Origin of the sequence: Falsarthrobacter nasiphocae (genome assembly GCF_031456275.1) — a bacterium.
GTDB lineage: Bacteria > Actinomycetota > Actinomycetes > Actinomycetales > Micrococcaceae > Falsarthrobacter > Falsarthrobacter nasiphocae.
On the sequence record NZ_JAVDUI010000001.1, the window covers coordinates 1,573,628 to 1,590,009 of the forward strand.

The 16,382-nt window shown below is 66.6% G+C and carries 11 protein-coding genes; 3 read left to right on the forward strand and 8 right to left on the reverse strand.

Features of this window, described 5'->3' with window-relative positions; genetic code table 11:
- Positions 1-150 precede the first annotated feature (150 nt).
- From J2S35_RS07105 to J2S35_RS07140, 8 genes are all read right to left on the reverse strand, one after another.
- A complete protein-coding gene (locus J2S35_RS07105; protein ID WP_309851505.1) occupies positions 151-1,869 on the reverse strand; it encodes an ABC transporter family substrate-binding protein in 1,719 nt (572 codons plus the stop codon).
- 14 nt (positions 1,870-1,883) lie between these two features.
- The gene (locus J2S35_RS07110; protein WP_309851508.1) at positions 1,884-4,037 is read right to left on the reverse strand and encodes a dipeptide ABC transporter ATP-binding protein; all 2,154 of its coding nucleotides are present in this window, start codon (positions 4,035-4,037) and stop codon (positions 1,884-1,886) included.
- Positions 4,034-4,984: an ABC transporter permease gene (locus J2S35_RS07115; RefSeq protein ID WP_309851511.1), complete on the reverse strand. Its 951-nt coding sequence runs from the start codon at positions 4,982-4,984 to the stop codon at positions 4,034-4,036. Before J2S35_RS07115 ends, J2S35_RS07110 begins: the two co-directional genes overlap by 4 nt.
- Positions 4,985-4,986: 2 nt before the next feature.
- The gene (locus J2S35_RS07120; RefSeq protein WP_309851513.1) at positions 4,987-5,967 is read right to left on the reverse strand and encodes an ABC transporter permease; all 981 of its coding nucleotides are present in this window, start codon (positions 5,965-5,967) and stop codon (positions 4,987-4,989) included.
- Between the two features lie 473 nt (positions 5,968-6,440).
- Entirely contained in the window at positions 6,441-8,147 is a 1,707-nt protein-coding gene (locus tag J2S35_RS07125) for an ABC transporter family substrate-binding protein (protein WP_309851516.1), read from the reverse strand.
- A gap of 30 nt (positions 8,148-8,177) precedes the next feature.
- Positions 8,178-10,436 (reverse strand): ABC transporter ATP-binding protein, encoded by a 2,259-nt coding sequence (locus J2S35_RS07130; RefSeq protein WP_309851518.1) that lies wholly within the window; start codon positions 10,434-10,436, stop codon positions 8,178-8,180.
- Positions 10,433-11,446 (reverse strand): ABC transporter permease, encoded by a 1,014-nt coding sequence (locus J2S35_RS07135; protein WP_309851521.1) that lies wholly within the window; start codon positions 11,444-11,446, stop codon positions 10,433-10,435. Before J2S35_RS07135 ends, J2S35_RS07130 begins: the two co-directional genes overlap by 4 nt.
- Positions 11,447-11,450: 4 nt before the next feature.
- Positions 11,451-12,431 carry an ABC transporter permease gene (locus J2S35_RS07140; RefSeq protein WP_309851524.1) on the reverse strand — a complete coding sequence of 327 codons (981 nt, stop codon included), beginning with the start codon at positions 12,429-12,431 and terminating at the stop codon, positions 11,451-11,453.
- Positions 12,432-12,794: 363 nt separating this feature from the next.
- On the opposite strand from J2S35_RS07140, the gene efeU reads away from it, so the two are divergent.
- The 3 genes from efeU (at position 12,795) to efeB (ending at position 16,315) form a co-directional block, all read left to right on the forward strand.
- Positions 12,795-13,676: an iron uptake transporter permease EfeU gene (gene efeU, locus J2S35_RS07145; RefSeq protein WP_309851526.1), complete on the forward strand. Its 882-nt coding sequence runs from the start codon at positions 12,795-12,797 to the stop codon at positions 13,674-13,676.
- 135 nt (positions 13,677-13,811) lie between these two features.
- Positions 13,812-14,978 (forward strand): iron uptake system protein EfeO, encoded by a 1,167-nt coding sequence (gene efeO / locus J2S35_RS07150; protein WP_309851529.1) that lies wholly within the window; start codon positions 13,812-13,814, stop codon positions 14,976-14,978.
- Positions 14,975-16,315, forward strand: a complete 1,341-nt coding sequence (gene efeB / locus J2S35_RS07155; protein ID WP_309851532.1) for an iron uptake transporter deferrochelatase/peroxidase subunit — start codon at positions 14,975-14,977, stop codon at positions 16,313-16,315. The genes efeO and efeB overlap by 4 nt, the downstream gene beginning before the upstream one ends.
- Positions 16,316-16,382 lie beyond the last annotated feature (67 nt).

Genomic DNA, 16,382 nt, shown 5'->3' on the forward strand with positions numbered 1-16,382 from the left:
CGGCCGCGCCGGCTCCACGGCGCCCGCTCCGCCCTGCCAGTTCCACCGCGCGGGCCGGGAACGGGCACAAAGAAAGAGAGTGCAGACCCGGTCGGGCCTGCACTCTCTCCTTTATGCCTCGGCGTCGGTAGTTCGCCAGGGCAGGTCTCTTTACTTGTGGGTCGAGCCCTTCTCGAAGCCGACCTTCGTCCAGTCAATCGACTGGTAGAGGGACGGGCCGTAGTTGGCGAGGCCCTTGCGGTACAGCGAGATGATCGGGCCGTTCCACATCGGAAGCATGCCGTACTGCTCCATGGCCTTCTTCTCGATGGCGTTGGCCTGCTTGGCGCGAGCCGAGGCGTCGTCGCTCATCTTGAAGTCCGCGATCATCTTGTCGATCTCGGCCGTACCCGTGCCGGACATGTTCTCGCCGCCCGACTTGTAGTACTGCTTGGGGGCGCTCGTCGGGTCGGAGCCGACCGTGTAGCCCATCATGATGACCTGGAAGTTCCGCTTGGCCATCGTGTCGTTGAACTGCGAGTCGCCGCGCACGTCCAGCTTGAGCTCGATGCCCGCGTTCTTCATCTGGGCCTGGATCGTCTGGTCGAGCGCCGTCGTCATCGGGTCGCCCTGACCGAAGTCGGTCAGCGTGACGGTGAGGCGCTTGCCGTCCTTGGCGTAGATGCCGTCCGAGCCCTTCTTCCAGCCGGCTGCCTCGAGGGTCTTGTTGGACTCCTCGACGGACGTCTGGACGGGGTAGTTGTTCTCGTAGTAGGGGGAGAACGGCATGCTCATCCAGGAGCCCGGGGCGTCTTCCTTCCAGTCGAGGCCCTTGTAGCGGACGTCGCGCATCTGCTCGCGGTTGGTGGCCTGCCACATCGCCTTGCGGATCACGGGGTCCTTGACGAGGGAGTCCGACTTCGCGTTGAAGACGAGGCCGAAGACCGAGAGGCGCTGGCCGCGGCGCTCCTCGGCGTTGGCGGCGCCGGCGGCCTGCTTGTAGCGGGCCTCGGTGGAGATGGCGACGGCGTCGACCTCGCCGTTCTTGAACGCCGCGATGTTCGCGGTCGAGTCAATGGCGCGGAAGATGATCTTGTTGAGGACCGGCTTCTCGCCCCACCACTTGTCGTTGGGGACCATGGAGACGGTCTTCGCCGCGGAGTCGTTCTTCTCGAGCTTGAACGGGCCTGCCATCCACTCGGGGTGCAGCTTGTTGAAGCCCTTGTTGAAGATGTCCGGCGTGTTGATCGCGGGGTGGAACATGCCCTCGCCGCTGCCGTCGGAGAAGAGGTCCTCCCAGGGGTAGAACTCCTTCTTCATCGTCACGACGGCGACGTTGTCCTTGTCGCCCTTCTCGACCTTCTCGATGTCCTCGTAGCCGGCGCTCGAGACAAGGGCGTAGTCCTTGTTCTTGCCGGAGAGGACCTCGGCCTGGTTCTTGAGGGTCTTCCAGTCGATCGGCGTGCCGTCGTTCCACTTGGCCTTCGGGTTGAAGGTGTAGGTGATGACCTGCTTGCCGTCCTTCATCTCAGACTTGGCGTCCTCCATGAAGTCCTTGTTGAGGACGGGGGAGCCGTCGGCCTTGTAGTTGAAGACCGTCGCCTGGTACATCGGGGACTGCATGTTGGCGTTGTCCGAGCTGTTGCCGTTGGCGGAGAACCGGTTGTAGTCCGGGCCGATGCCGCCGACGGGGATCTGGAGGGTGCCGCCCTGGTCGAGCTTGTCGACAGGCTGCGGGTTGGTCGCCGTCTTGTCGCTGCCGGAGGTGCCAGCGTCGATCTTCGCGTCGTTGCCGCCGCCACCGCAGGCCGCGAGGGCGAGGACGGAGACGAGAGCAACGGCGGAGACCTTGAGAGTGCGGGAGGCCGGGGCCTTGGATCCCTGGATCATGGGATGACCTTTCGTCATGACGCAGAGGGCGTCGTCACGGGGTGGGGAGTGGCGATCTTCTCGACGCTTGTCGGGAAGAAGCAGGCGAATTGCTGCCCGCTGCCATCGGTTTCGAGCGGTGGTGTGGTGGAGCGGCAGTGCTCCTGTTTCTCTGGTGGAAGCATCCGGTAGACGGGGCAGCGACTTGAGAAGTTGCAGCCTGTGGGTGCGTCCAGCGGGGTCGGGAGGTCACCGGTGAGGATGATGCGCTCTCGTTCCCGTTCAACTCTCGGATCCGGGATGGGAATGGCCGAGAGCAGAGCTTGGGTGTAGGGGTGGCGGGGGTTGTCGAAGACCTCGGCGGCGGTGCCGATTTCGACGATTTTGCCCAGGTACATGACGGCGACTCGGTCGGAGATGTGTCGGACGACGGAGAGGTCGTGGGCGACGAGGAGGTAGGAGAGCCCGAGTTCGGCGCGCAGGGTGGCCAGCAGGTTGATGACGCCGGCTTGGACGGAGACGTCCAGGGCGGAGACGGGTTCGTCGAGGACGACGAGTTTGGGGTTGGAGGCCAGGGCGCGGGCGATGCCGATGCGTTGGCGCTGTCCGCCGGAGAATTGGGCGGGGAAGCGGTTGACGTGGTCGGGTTGGAGGCCGACGGTGCGCATGAGTTCGCGGATGCGGGGTTCGATTTTGTCTTTGGGGTAGCCGAATTGCTGAAGGGGTTCGGCGAGGACTTCGTAGACGGTGAATCGGGGGTCGAGTGCTCCGGAGGGGTCTTGGAAGACCATTTGGATGTCGGAGCGGATGGCGCGGTTGGTGGCGCCGGTGAGGTTGGTCTTGTCCTGGTTGGATTTGCCGTTGATGAGGATTTCGCCTTCACCTTTGTTGGTGAATTCCATGACCTCGAGGAGGGTGGTGGTTTTTCCTGATCCGGATTCGCCGACGATGGAGAGGCATTCGCCTTCGCGGATGTCGAGGGTGAGGCCGTCGACGGCTTTGACGGTGCCGATGACTTTTTTGACGAGGGCGCCCTTGGTGAGGGGGAAGTGTTTTTTGACGTTGCGGAGTTCCAGGACGGTGGGGCGGTGTTCGCGGGGTGTGGCGTCCAGGGGTGAGGCGGGAATCTCCGGCGCCGTGAAGATGTCCCGCGCGTCGACGCCGGCCAGCTCGTTGGACTTGACGCACGCGGCCGCGTGGTCCGGCCCCACCCTGATGAGGTCCGGCTCGCCGTTCATGCACTCGGGGCCCGCGAGCGGGCAGCGCGGCGCGAACGAGCAGGCCGTCGGCGCATGGAGGAGGTTCGGGGGAGTGCCGTTGATGGGCACGAGCGCCTTGGACTCGGTGGCGTCGATGCGCGGCACGGAGGCGAGCAGGCCCATGGTGTAGGGCATGCGGGGCTCGTAGAAGATGTCGTCGACGCTGCCGGTCTCGATCGGCTTGCCCGCGTACATGACGATGACGTCGTCCGCGAGGTCAGCGATGACGCCGAGGTCGTGGGTGATCATGATGACGGCGGCGCCGGTCTCGCGCTGGGCGATCCGCAGAATCTCGAGGATCTGGGCCTGGATGGTGACGTCGAGGGCCGTCGTCGGCTCGTCGCAGATGAGGACCTTGGGCTCGTTGGCGATGGCGATGGCGATCATGACGCGCTGGCGCATGCCGCCGGAGAACTCGTGCGGGAAGGCCTTGAGGCGCTCCTTCGGCGAGGGGATGCCCACGAGGGTCAGGAGCTCGATGGCGCGCTCCTCGACGCGGGCTGCGCTCCAGCTCTTGTTGTGGATCTTGATCGCGTCGGTCAGCTGGCGCCCCACCGTCAGGACGGGGGTCAGCGAGGAGAGCGGGTCCTGGAAGACCATGGCCATGTCGTTGCCGCGGTACTTGGACATCTGCTTGTCGGACAGGCCCACGAGCTCGGTGCCGTTGAGCTTGATCGAGCCCTCGATGTCCGCGTTCGGGGTCAGCAGACCCATGATCGCGAGGCTCGTGACGGACTTGCCGGAGCCGGACTCGCCGACGATGCCCAGGACCTGGCCCCGCCGGAGGTCGAAGTCCATGCCGCGCACGGCGTGAACGGTGCCGGCCTCGGTGCCGAATCGGACGTTGAGGCCGCGCACGCTGAGCACGGTCTCCCGGGAGTCGACGGCGCGCTCGCGCGTCTCGGAGAAGGCGTTGACTGCGTGGCTCATTTCTTCTTCTTGGCCTTTCCGCTCGAGGCAGAGGTCGGGTCGAACGCGTCGCGCAGACCGTCGTTGATGAGGGAGAGGGGGCCCGTGATGAGCAGGAGCATGATGACCGGCTCCCAGAACATCCACGGGTACGCCTGGAGGGCGTCGCTGGACTGGCCGATGAGCAGGCCCAGGGACGTGTCCGGGAGCTTGACGCCAATGCCGAGGAAGGAGAACGTCACCTCGGAGAGGATCGCGGACCAGATGCCCATCGTCGCGGACAGGACAACCTGGCTCGCGATGTTCGGCATGAGGTGGCGCATGACGATCTTGAACGGCGGGACGCCCATGTACCGCGCAGCCTTGACGAACTCCCGATCGATGAGGGAGGAGCTGAGGCCGCGCACGAGGCGGGCCGGGCCCATCCACCCGAAGACCACGAGGAGGAACATGAGGAGGATCCAGCTGCCGCCGCGGCCGTTGGCCATGATGGCGATGATGAGGAAGCTCGGCGCGAGAATCATGAGCTCCAGGAAGGCCATGAGGACCTTCTCAATCCAGCGGCCCTGGTTGTAGGCCGCCACGCAGCCGTAGATCGCGGCGATGAAGGCGGAGCTCAGACCCACAACGAGGCCGATGACGAGCGAGATGCGCGTGCCCTGGACGAGCTGGGCGAGCATGTCCGCGCCTGCAATGTTCGTCCCCAGCGGGTGGCCCTCCATGGGGCGGCTCGCGGTGTTGACGAAGTCGAGCTCCGCGACCTCCCACTTCGTGAAGAGGGGGCCGAAGATCGCGAAGAGGCAGACGAGGAGGAAGATGACGAGGCCGACGGCGGCGGGAATGTTGCGGAAGAAGCGGCGGATGATGATCGTCGCCTTGCCGAGGACCTTGCCGTCGTTCTGTTCGGAAGCCTGGATGTTCTCCGCGGCCTGCTCGTTTTCGAGCGCGTCGAGTTGCGTGGTGGACATGCTCAGATCCTCACTCGGGGGTCAACGAGAACGGTCAGGAAGTCGGCCAGGATGAAGCTGAAGGCGGTGACGCAGCAGCCGAAGGCCGTCGTCGCGACCGTCGCATTGACGTCCTGGTTGGCGATGGCCTGGAGGGTCCACATGCCGATGCCCTGCCAGTTGAAGATCTTCTCCGTGAAGAATCCGCCGATGAAGATGCCGGGGATGACGTAGGCGATCTGCTGGGCCACGGGGATGAAGGAGACGCGCATAGCGTGGCGGGTGATGGCCTGTCCGCGGGTCAGGCCCGTGGCCCGCGCCGTGCGGACGTAGTCGGTGTTGACGTTGTCCAGAAGGAACTGGCGCATGGTCACCTGATAGCCGGCCCAGCTGAGGACGGTCATGGCGATGGTCGGCACGAAATAGTGCTGCGCCTGGTCGACGAGGACGTTCCAGAAGCCGTTGATGTCGTCGCCCGCAGAGCCCGTCACGTAGAAGAGATTGGTGCCGGCCTTCTGGTTGACCCAGATGAAGAAGAACTGGATCAGGAGGTATGCGGCGGGCAGCGGGAAGATGAAGACGAGGTAGGAGTACGTCGTGAGAACACGGTCCGTGACCTTGTACTGGCGGATCGCGGAAATGACGCCGAGGGCCACGCCGACGAGGAGGCTCAAAATGGTGCCGAGGATGTACAGGCGGACCGAGACCCAGACGCGCACGCTGAATTCCTCGTTGACCACCGAGTTGTCGGGGCCGCGGCCCCAGTCCCAGTGGAAGACGACGTTCTGGAGCCACTGCACGTACCGCTGCCATGAGCTGAGTGAGGGGTCCAGGCCCATGAGGCGCAGAGCGTTGTTGACCTGCTCCTGAGTGGGGCGAGGTGTGCGGGCCTCCATGGCCTGGCCGGGGGAGAAGACGGCCGAGGCGATGAAGTAGGTCACTGACGTGACGATGAAGATCATCACTGCATACGTCAGCGCTCGCTTCGCAAGGTATTTCAGCATGGCGGCCTTGTCAGGTTCGGGGTCAACTTCAGCGTGGGGTGGGCCTGCGCTCATGGAGCGTGTGACTGCCCTCACGTTGTCTGGGAGCCTAACATGATCGAAAGCGGTTCCTTCATATCGGGCCTCTGGCCTGACCGGCCCTGCTGCGCGCCACCCAAGATCTCCGGCGCGCTTGCTCTCGCGAAATCGAAACTCCCCAATCGGTGTGAAAACCCTGACAAGTGCCTGGATTGTTATCCTTTCGTGACCTTCCGGTCCCTTGCTTCTCACGGAGTGGAACGGCTCACAGGGCCCGCCTGCCCCAGCCCCAGGAGACGACGACGGCGGCGCGGGACCGGGTGTCACCGATCCCGCGCCGCCGCGGAAGTCCCGAGGGGTGTGGATCCCTCGGGTGGGCAGAGGCGGGCTCGGCCCGCAGGCCGCACCCTCCTCATCGAGCCCCGGTTCTCACCGAGACTCACCCCATGTGGGTCCTACTTGTGCGTGGAGCCCTTCTCGAAGCCGACCTTCGTCCAGTCGCGCGTCTTGTAGAGGGACGGGCCGAAGTTCGCGAGGCCCTTGCGGTAGAGGCCGATCGTCGGGCCGTTGAACAGCGGCAGCATGCCGTACTGCTCCATGGCCTTCTTCTCGGCGGCGTTGGCGGCCTTCGCGCGCTCCTTCGCGTCGTCCGTCGGCTTCGCCCCATCGATCATCTTGTCGATCTCTGGGGTGCCCGTGCCCGAGAGGTTCTCGCCCTTGGAGTGGTAGTACTGCTTCGGGACGCTCGTCGGGTCCGAGCCCACCGTGTAGGAGAGGAAGACGATCTCGTACTGGCGCTTGGCGATGGTCTCCTGGAACTGCGAGCTCGCCTTGTTGTCGATCTTGAGATCGATGCCCGCTTCCTTGAGCTGCTTCTGGTAGGTCTGAGCCTGCGCGGCGCCGGTCGTGTCGTCGCCGAAGGTCGTCAGGGAGACCGTCAGCTTCTTGCCGTCTTTGGCAAAGATGCCGTCCGAGCCCTTCTTCCAGCCGGCCTCCTCGAGGGTCTTGCTCGCGTCCTCGCGGGAGAACTTCACGGGGAGGTTGTCCTCGTAGTACGGGGAGAACGGCATGCTCATCCAGGAGCCCGGGCGGGTCTCATCCCAGTTGAGGCCCTTGAAGCGGACCTCCCGGAGCGGTGCGGGGTCCGTGGCCTGCCAGATCGCCTTGCGGACCTTGAGGTCCTTGACGGGCGAGTCTGCCTTCGCGTTGAAGACCATGCCGATCGTCGAAAGACGCTGGCCGCGGCGCTCCTCCGAGTTCGGGGTGCCGGAGGCCTGCTGGTAGCGGGAGAAGGTGGCGATGCCCACGGCATCGAGCTCGCCGTTCTTGAAGGCGGGGATTGTCGCTTGGCTCTCCATGGCACGGAAGATGACCTTGTCGAGAAGGGGCTTGTTGCCCCACCATTTCTCATTGGGGACCATGGAGATGATCTTGGCCGAGGAGTCGTACTTCTCGAGCTTGAACGGGCCCGCCATCCACTCGGGGCGCGGCTTGGCGAAGCCCTTGTTGAAGATGTCCGGCGTGTTGATGGCCGGGTGCATGAGGCCGGTGAAGAGGTCCTCCCAGGGGTAGAACTCCTTCTTCATCGTGACGATGGCCTGCCTGTCGTCCTTGCCGCGTTCGACCTTCTCGATGTCCTCGTAGCCGGCCGTCGTGACGAGGGCGTAGTCCTTGTTCTTGCCGGAGAAGACCTCCGCCTGGTTCTTGAGGGTCTTCCAGTCGATCGGCGTGCCGTCATTCCGCGTCGCCTTCGGGTTGAGCGTGTAGGTGATGACCTGCTTGCCGCCCTTGACCTCGGACTTCGCGTCCAGGAGGTAGTCCTTCTTCGGAACCGGCTTGCCGTCCGCCTCGGACTCCCAGAGGCTCGCGTTGTTCATCGGTCCGTTGATGGTGCTGAGGTCTACCGTGTTGCCGTTGGCGGAGAAACGGTTGAAGTCGGGGCCGAGGCCGCCGACGGAGAGCTGGAGCGTTCCGCCCTTCTCGAGCTTCTCGACCGGCTGCGGGTTTTCGTCGATCTTCGTCGAGCCCTCCTTGCCGGCGGCGGGGCCCTTCTTCTCACCGCTCGCGCCGCCGCAGCCTGCGAGGACGAGGCTGGAGAGGACAGCGACGGTGGAGACCATCATCGTGCGGGATGCCCGGGGGCGGTTTCCCTTGATCGTCATGAGATGACCTTTCTCTTGGACGCCGGGGCGTCACTGGTGTGAGTGCGCCAGCTCCTCGGCCGAGGCCGGGTAGAAGCAGGCAAGGGAGTGGCTGCCGTCCCCACCGGACTCAGAGCCGGGCCGCGCGCCGGCCGGCTCGAGCGGTGGTGTGGTGGAGCGGCAGTGCTCCTGTTTCTCTGGTGGAAGCATCCGGTAGACGGGGCAGCGACTTGAGAAGTTGCAGCCGGTGGGTGCGTCCAGCGGGGTCGGGAGGTCACCGGTGAGGATGATGCGCTCTCGTTCCCGTTCAACTCTCGGATCCGGGATGGGAATGGCCGAGAGCAGAGCTTGGGTGTAGGGGTGGCGGGGGTTGTCGAAGACCTCGGCGGCGGTGCCGATTTCGACGATTTTGCCCAGGTACATGACGGCGACTCGGTCGGAGATGTGTCGGACGACGGAGAGGTCGTGGGCGACGAGGAGGTAGGAGAGCCCGAGTTCGGCGCGCAGGGTGGCCAGCAGGTTGATGACGCCGGCTTGGACGGAGACGTCCAGGGCGGAGACGGGTTCGTCGAGGACGACGAGTTTGGGGTTGGAGGCCAGGGCGCGGGCGATGCCGATGCGTTGGCGCTGTCCGCCGGAGAATTGGGCGGGGAAGCGGTTGACGTGGTCGGGTTGGAGGCCGACGGTGCGCATGAGTTCGCGGATGCGGGGTTCGATTTTGTCTTTGGGGTAGCCGAATTGCTGAAGGGGTTCGGCGAGGACTTCGTAGACGGTGAATCGGGGGTCGAGTGCTCCGGAGGGGTCTTGGAAGACCATTTGGATGTCGGAGCGGATGGCGCGGTTGGTGGCGCCGGTGAGGTTGGTCTTGTCCTGGTTGGATTTGCCGTTGATGAGGATTTCGCCTTCACCTTTGTTGGTGAATTCCATGACCTCGAGGAGGGTGGTGGTTTTTCCTGATCCGGATTCGCCGACGATGGAGAGGCATTCGCCTTCGCGGATGTCGAGGGTGAGGCCGTCGACGGCTTTGACGGTGCCGATGACTTTTTTGACGAGGGCGCCCTTGGTGAGGGGGAAGTGTTTTTTGACGTTGCGGAGTTCCAGGACGGTGGGGCGGTGTTCGCGGGGTGTGGCGTCCAGGGGTGAGGCGGGGATCTCCGGCGCCGTGAAGACGTCGTAGGCATTGACGCCCGCGAGCTCAGCCGAGCGCAGGCAGGCGGCGCGGTGACCCTCGGCGACCGTGGCGAGCTCGGGCTCCGCGGCCCGGCACGCGTCCTGGGCCATGGGGCAGCGCGGCGCGAATGAGCAGCCCACAGGCGGCGTGAGCAGGTTGGGCGGGGCGCCGTGGATCGGCACGAGCGCCTTCTCGCCCGCCCGGTCCACGCGGGGCACCGACGCGAGCAGGCCCATGGTGTAGGGCATGCGGGGCTCGTAGAAGATGTCGTCGACGCTGCCCGTCTCGATCGGCTTGCCCGCGTACATGACGACGACGTCGTCGGTGTACCCCGCCACGACGCCCAGGTCATGCGTGATCATAATCATCGCCGCGCCCGTCTCGTGCTGAGCCTTCTTGAGCACCTCGAGGATCTGGGCCTGGATGGTGACGTCGAGGGCCGTCGTCGGCTCGTCGCAGATGAGGACCTTGGGCTCGTTGGCGATGGCGATGGCGATCATGACGCGCTGGCGCATGCCGCCGGAGAACTCGTGCGGGAAGGCCTTGAGGCGCTCCTTCGGCGAGGGGATGCCCACGAGGGTGAGCAGCTCGACGGCCCGCTCCCTGCGGCGCTCCTTGGTCCACGTCCGGTGGTGAATGCCGATGGCGTCCATGAGCTGCTGGCCGATCGTCAGCACGGGTGTCAGGGAGGAGAGAGGGTCCTGGAACACCATGGCGACGTCCTTGCCGCGGTGCTTGGACATCTGCTTGTCGGACAGCCCCACGAGCTCGGTGCCGTTGAGCTTGATCGAGCCCTCGACGTCCGCGTTGGAGGAGAGGAGGCCCATGATCGCGAGGCTCGTGACGGACTTGCCGGAGCCGGACTCGCCCACGATGCCCAGGACCTGGCCCCGCCGGAGGTCAAAGCTGATGCCGCGCACAGCGTGGACCGTGCCGTTCTCGGTGGAGAAGCGGACGTTGAGGTCGCGAACGGAGAGGATGGGCTCGCCGTTGCGGGCGGCGCGGTCGGCTGCGCGGGCCGGTGAGGTGTTCGCGCCTGAGCGGGCGCGGGCGGCGGGCTCCACAGCGGACGACGCCGGGACTGGCGCGGGCTGAGCGCCGCGGTCCGAGGAGGCGGGGTTGGGGAGTGCGTGGCTCATGCGGACTTCTTCGCCTTTCCTGAAGCCTTGGAGGTGGGGTCGAACGCGTCGCGGAGGCCGTCGTTGATGAGGGCCAGCGGGCCGGTGATGAGCAGGAGCATGAGGACCGGCTCCCAGAACATCCACGGGTAGGAGTGGAAGGCCTCCGAGGCCTGGCTGATGAGCAAGCCGAGGGAGGTGTCAGGGACCTTGACACCGAGGCCCAGGTAGGAGAAGCCCACCTCGGAGAGGATCGAGGCCCAGATGCCCGTGGTGATGGAGAGGACCATCTGGCTCGCGATGTTCGGCACGAGGTGGCGGCGGATGATCCCGAAGGTGGACATCCCCATGTACCGGGCTCCCTTGACGAACTCCCGGTCGATGAGCGAGCCGGCGAGGGCGCGGACGAGGCGGGCTCCGCCCATCCAGCCGAAGACGATGAGCATCACCATGAGGACGCCCCAGCTGCCGCCCTTGCCGTTCGTCAGCACGGCGATGATGAGGAACGAGGGCAGGAGGATCATGAACTCGAGGAAGATCATGAAGACCTTCTCGATCCATTTGCCGGTGCTCAGCGCAATGAAGCAGCCGTACACGCCGGCGATGAGGGCGGAGGAGATGCCGACGACGACACCGATGGTCAGCGAGATCCGCGTTCCCTGAATGAGGAGCGCCATCATGTCGGCCCCGGCGAGGTTCGTTCCGAGCCAGTGCTCGGCGCTCGGGCCCGTTGCCGTGTTCAAGAAGTCGAGGTCGTCGTGCTTCCACGGTGTGAGGAATTGACCGAATGCGGCGAAGAGGGCCACGAGAGTCAAGACGACGAGCCCGATCGTTGCGGGAATGTTGCGGAAGAACCGGCGGGCGATGATCGTCTTCTTGCCGTAGATGCGGCCCTCGTCCTGGGGTGCGGAGGCCGTCCCCTCCGGTGCGGCGGCGTGGGCGCCAGCGAGGGCGCTCGGCGTGGCGGCCGCCGCGCTCTCCGGTGTGGGCGCCGGCTCGTGCGCGTCGGTCGGGTGTGATGCTGTGGACATGGTGCTAGAGCCTTACTCGGGGATCGACGATGACGGTGACGAAGTCGGCCAGGATGAAGCTGACCGCCGTGAGGACAGAGCCGAACGTCATGAGGGCCACGGTGGAGTTGACGTCGTGGCCGTGGATGGCCAGCAGGCCCCATTGGCCCACGCCGGACCAGTTGAAGATCGTCTCGGCGAAGAACGCGCCGGTGAAGATCGCGGGGACCGAATAGGCGACGCTCTGCGCCACGGGAATGGCGGAGACGCGCAGCGCGTGCTTCCGGATGGCCTGGGCTCGGGTCAGGCCCGTGGCGCGGGCGGTCCGGACGTAGTCCGCGTCCACGTTGTCCAGGAGGAACTGGCGCATGGCCACCTGGTATCCGGCCCAGCCCATGATGGTCAGGGCCGTCGTCGGCGCGATGTACCGCCGGAGCTGGTCCTCGACGGTGGGCCAGAAGCCCTCGACGTCGATGCTCGCCGAGCCCGTGACGTAGAAGAGCTGCTGGCCGAGCGCCTCGTTGATGTCGATGAAGAAGAACTGGGTCAGGAGGTAGGCCACGGGGGTGGGGACGATGAAGACGAGGTAGCTGAAGCCTGTGAAGAGGCGGTCTCCCACCGAGTACTGCCGGATGCCCGAGTAGACGCCGAGGGCCACGCCGATGATCATCGTGAGGATCGTCGACGCGAGCAGGAGCCGGGCTGAGACCCAGACTCGGTCGCCGAACTCCTGGTTGACGAAGGCTCCCGTGGGCGTGCGGCCCCAGTCCCAGTGGAAGACGACGCCGCGCAGCCACTGGATGTAGCGCTCCCACGCGGACAAGTGCGGGTCGAGACCCAAGACGCGGAGCTGGTTGTCGATCTGCTCTTGGGTGGGGCGGGGGACCTGCGCCTCCATGAGCTGGCCCGGCTGGAAGAACGTCGAGGCCAACAGGTAGGCGAACGAGGTTGTCACGAAGATGAGAACCGCGTAGAGGGCGGCTCGTTTCGCGAGGTACTTGAACATGGGGCACCTTGGCGGGGAGAGCGGGCTGATGGGGCAGCGGCGGACAATTTCCAGCATCTTAGGCAGGCCGCGCGGGGGCCGGATCAGCTCAATTCCGGGCTTCTGGCGGGGCCTGGAGGTGGCCTGACTGTGACGCAGCGCATGTTCTCGCGGGTGTGGCGGAGGTCGCTCTCGCCTGGCACTCAGGATCCTTCCAGGCATTCGTTACGTTTTTGATATCTTCCGTCGTAAATACTTCGTAAAATTTGCACTCTGCAACTCGCGCCATCCCGCATAACGGGACGTGGGGCGTTCGCAATGTCCTCGGAGTGGGGGTAAGGTTTGCCTCATCTACTTGTTGATTCCACCCGGGAGGATTCGCCCGTGACCGCAAACTTCCTCGTCGGCCTGCGAGAAGGGCTCGAGGCCGTCCTCGTCGTCGTGCTCCTGATGGCGTACCTGCGCAAGGTCGGCCGCGCCGACCGCCTGCCGTACATGTGGGCGGGCATCGCTGCCGCCGTCGCCGTCTCGGCGATCTTCGGCGCGATCCTCACGTTCGGTCCCCGCGGCCTGACCTTCGAGGCCCAGGAGATCATCGGCGGCGGGCTCTCGATCATCGCGGTCGGCTTCGTCACGTGGATGGTCTTCTTCATGGCGCGCTCAGCTCGCTCGATGGGCGCTGACCTCCGCGGCCGCGTCGACGACGCCCTCGCGGCCGGCGGCGGCGCGCTCGTCCTCGTCGCGGCCCTTGCCGTCGGGCGGGAGGGCCTCGAGACGGCGCTCTTCCTCTGGGCCGCCACGCAGGCGCAGTCCCAGTCGGCCGGCGTCGGATCTCCGCTCGTTGCCGCGCTCCTCGGCATCGCCGTCGCCATTGGCATCGGCTGGCTCATTCACCGAGGCGCCCTCAAGGTCAATCTGGGCCGCTTCTTCACGGTGACCGGCTTCGCCCTCATCCTCGTGGCCGCAGGCGTCCTCGCGTACGGCGTCCACGACCTCCAGGAGGCCGGCGTCCTTCCGGGCCTGCACGCTCTCGCCTTCGACGTGACGGCCATCGTCCCGCCGGGCAGCTGGCACGGGACGCTGCTCAAGGGCATCTTCAACTTCTCGCCGCAGACCACGTGGCTGGAGTTCGCGGCGTGGTGGGCCTACGCGGTCCCCGTCGTCCTCCTCTATGCCCGCGCCGTCCGCCCGAGCCGCCCCTCCGCGCGTCTCGCGCCCGCGTCCGCGTCCGCGCCCGCGGCAGCCCCGGCCACCGCTCGCGCCTAGCCTGGCCGCCGCTCGCGCCTAGCCGCCCTCCCGCGGCTGCGCGCCCTCAGCCACCGCCGGGCCTCCGCCTGGCCGGCGTCACGCACCACCCGTCACACCCGGGCACCCGCCCCCTCACGAAAGACACTCATCGCCATGAACCGCGCGCTGCGCCGGGCCACCCCGGCCGTTGCCCTCCTCGCCCTCCTCGCCACCGGGTGCACGGACAACCGTCCCCAGGGCGGGGCGTCTGGGGCGCCGGGAACCATCTCAGTCACGAGCACCAAGGACGCCTGCACCCTGTCCACGACGACGGCCCGCTCCGGCACCCTCACCTTCTCCGTCAAGAATGAGGGCACGGACGTCACCGAGTTCTATCTCCTGGCCGACGACGGCTTGCGCATCGTCGGCGAGGTCGAGAACATCGGCCCCGGGCTGACGCGGGAGCTCGTCGTCCAGGCCCAGGCCGGCACGTACAAGACCGCCTGCAAGCCGGGCATGGTCGGCTCGGGCATCCGTGGCGACTTCACGGTGGAGAAGTCCGGGGACGAGCCCGTGGTCAGCGCGGACGACAAGAAGCTCGCCGACACGGCCTCCGCCAACTACGCGGCCTACGTCAAGGAGCAGACCGAGCAGCTCCTCGCCGGCACCAAGCGCTTCGCGGACGCCTACAAGGCGGGCCGTGACGAGGAGGCCCGTTCCCTCTATGCCAAGACCCGCCTCCACTGGGAGCGGATCGAGCCCGTGGCGGAGTCCTTCGGGGACCTCGACCCGCAGCTCGACGCACGTGAGGCCGACCTCGAGAAGGGCCAGGAGTGGACGGGCTGGCACCGCGCGGAGAAGGACCTGTGGGCCCCCAAGGGCTTCACGCCGCAGTCCTCCGCCGACCGGGCCAAGACCGCCGACAAGCTCGTCAAGGACACCGAGGAGCTCGCCAAGCGCACCAAGGACCTCTCGTTCACCCCGGACCAGCTCGGCAACGGCGCCAAGGCCCTCCTGGACGAGGTCGCGTCGGGCAAGGTCACGGGCGAGGAAGAGGCCTTCAGTCACACGGACCTCTGGGACTTCCAGGGCAACCTCGACGGCGCCAAGGTCGCCTACGAGGAGCTCAAGCCCCTCCTGCTCAAGCGCAACAAGGACCTCGCGGACCAGCTCGACCGCCGTTTCGCCGCCACGCAGAAGGAGCTCGACAAGTACCGACAGGGCGACGGCTGGGTCTCCTACGAGATCCTGACCAAGGACCAGGTCAAGGCGCTCTCGACCTCGGTGGACGGCCTGGCCGAGCCGCTCTCGAAGCTGACGAAGGAGGTCGTCGCCAAGTGACGCCCTCCTCCACGAGCCCGGCGCCCGCCGCGGGCGGCGGGGACCCCCGTGACGAGGAGGGCCGACGCCGCGGTGTCAGCCGCCGCGGCCTCTTCGCCGCAGCCGGCGTCACCGGGGCGGTCGGCGTCACGGGCGCGGCCCTGGGAATCGGCGCCACGTCGTGGCCGCTCGGCGCCCGCGCCGAGAAGTCGGGGGACACCGCCGCGCCAGCCGACGTCGTCGTCCCCTTCCGAGGCGAGCACCAGGCGGGGATCACGACGCCCGCGCAGGACCGCCTGCACATGGCCGCCTTCGACCTCGTCACGGACTCGCGCGCGGACCTCATCCTCCTGCTCAAGGAGTGGACGCGCGCGGCCGAGGAGATGACGCGTGGCAACAAGCTCGGCGAGGGGACGGACTCGTACCTCGCCCCGCCGTCTGACACGGGCGAGGCCATGGGGCTCAGTGCCGCCAACCTCACCATCACCATCGGGTTTGGCCGCAGCCTCTTCGAGAAGCCGTTCCTCAAGATCAAGGACAAGATGCCGGCGGCGCTCGAGCCGCTCCCGCACTTCCCGAACGACAAGCTGGACCCGGCGCGCTCCGACGGCGACATCATCGTCCAGGCCTGCGCGGACGACCCGCAGGTGGCCGTTCACGCCATCCGCAACCTCGCACGGATCGGGTTCTCGACGGTCTCCATGCGGTGGTCGCAGCTCGGCTTCGGGCGGACCTCATCCACCTCCCGGGCTCAGGCGACGCCGCGCAACCTCTTCGGGTTCAAGGACGGCACCGCCAACCTGACGAGCGAGGACGCCGCTGGCGTCGACGAGCACGTCTGGGTGCCCGAGGGCGCCGACCCGAAGGCGGCCTGGATGACGGGCGGCACGTACCTTGTCGCGCGGCGCATCCGCATGCGGATCGAGATCTGGGACCGCACCTCGCTGCAGGAGCAGGAGGCCTCGATCGGCCGCACGAAGACGGAGGGCGCCCCGCTCTCCGGAGGCGAGGAGTTCACGGAGCCGGACTTCAGCGCCAAAGGCTCGCGTGGGGAGCTGATCGCGAAGGACTCGCATGTGCGCCTGGCGCACCCCTCCACGAACGAGGGCGTCAAGATGCTGCGGCGCGGGTACAACTACACGGACGGCTCAGACGAGCTCGGACGCCTCGACGCGGGCCTCTTCTTCATTGCGTTCGTCGTGGACCCGCGGACGCACTTCACGCCCATGCAGAACCGCCTCTCGGCGGGGGACCGGCTTCACGTCGAGTACCTCCAGCACGTGGCCTCCGGCCTCTATGCCATCCCGCCCGGCGCTCGGGAGGGCGAGTACATCGGCCAGGGCCTCTTCGGGGCCTGACGCCCCGGATCCTCGCGGGGCGCCCAGGCGGGGCTCCACGGGGCGTCCGGCTCGCCTGCCGCTCGCG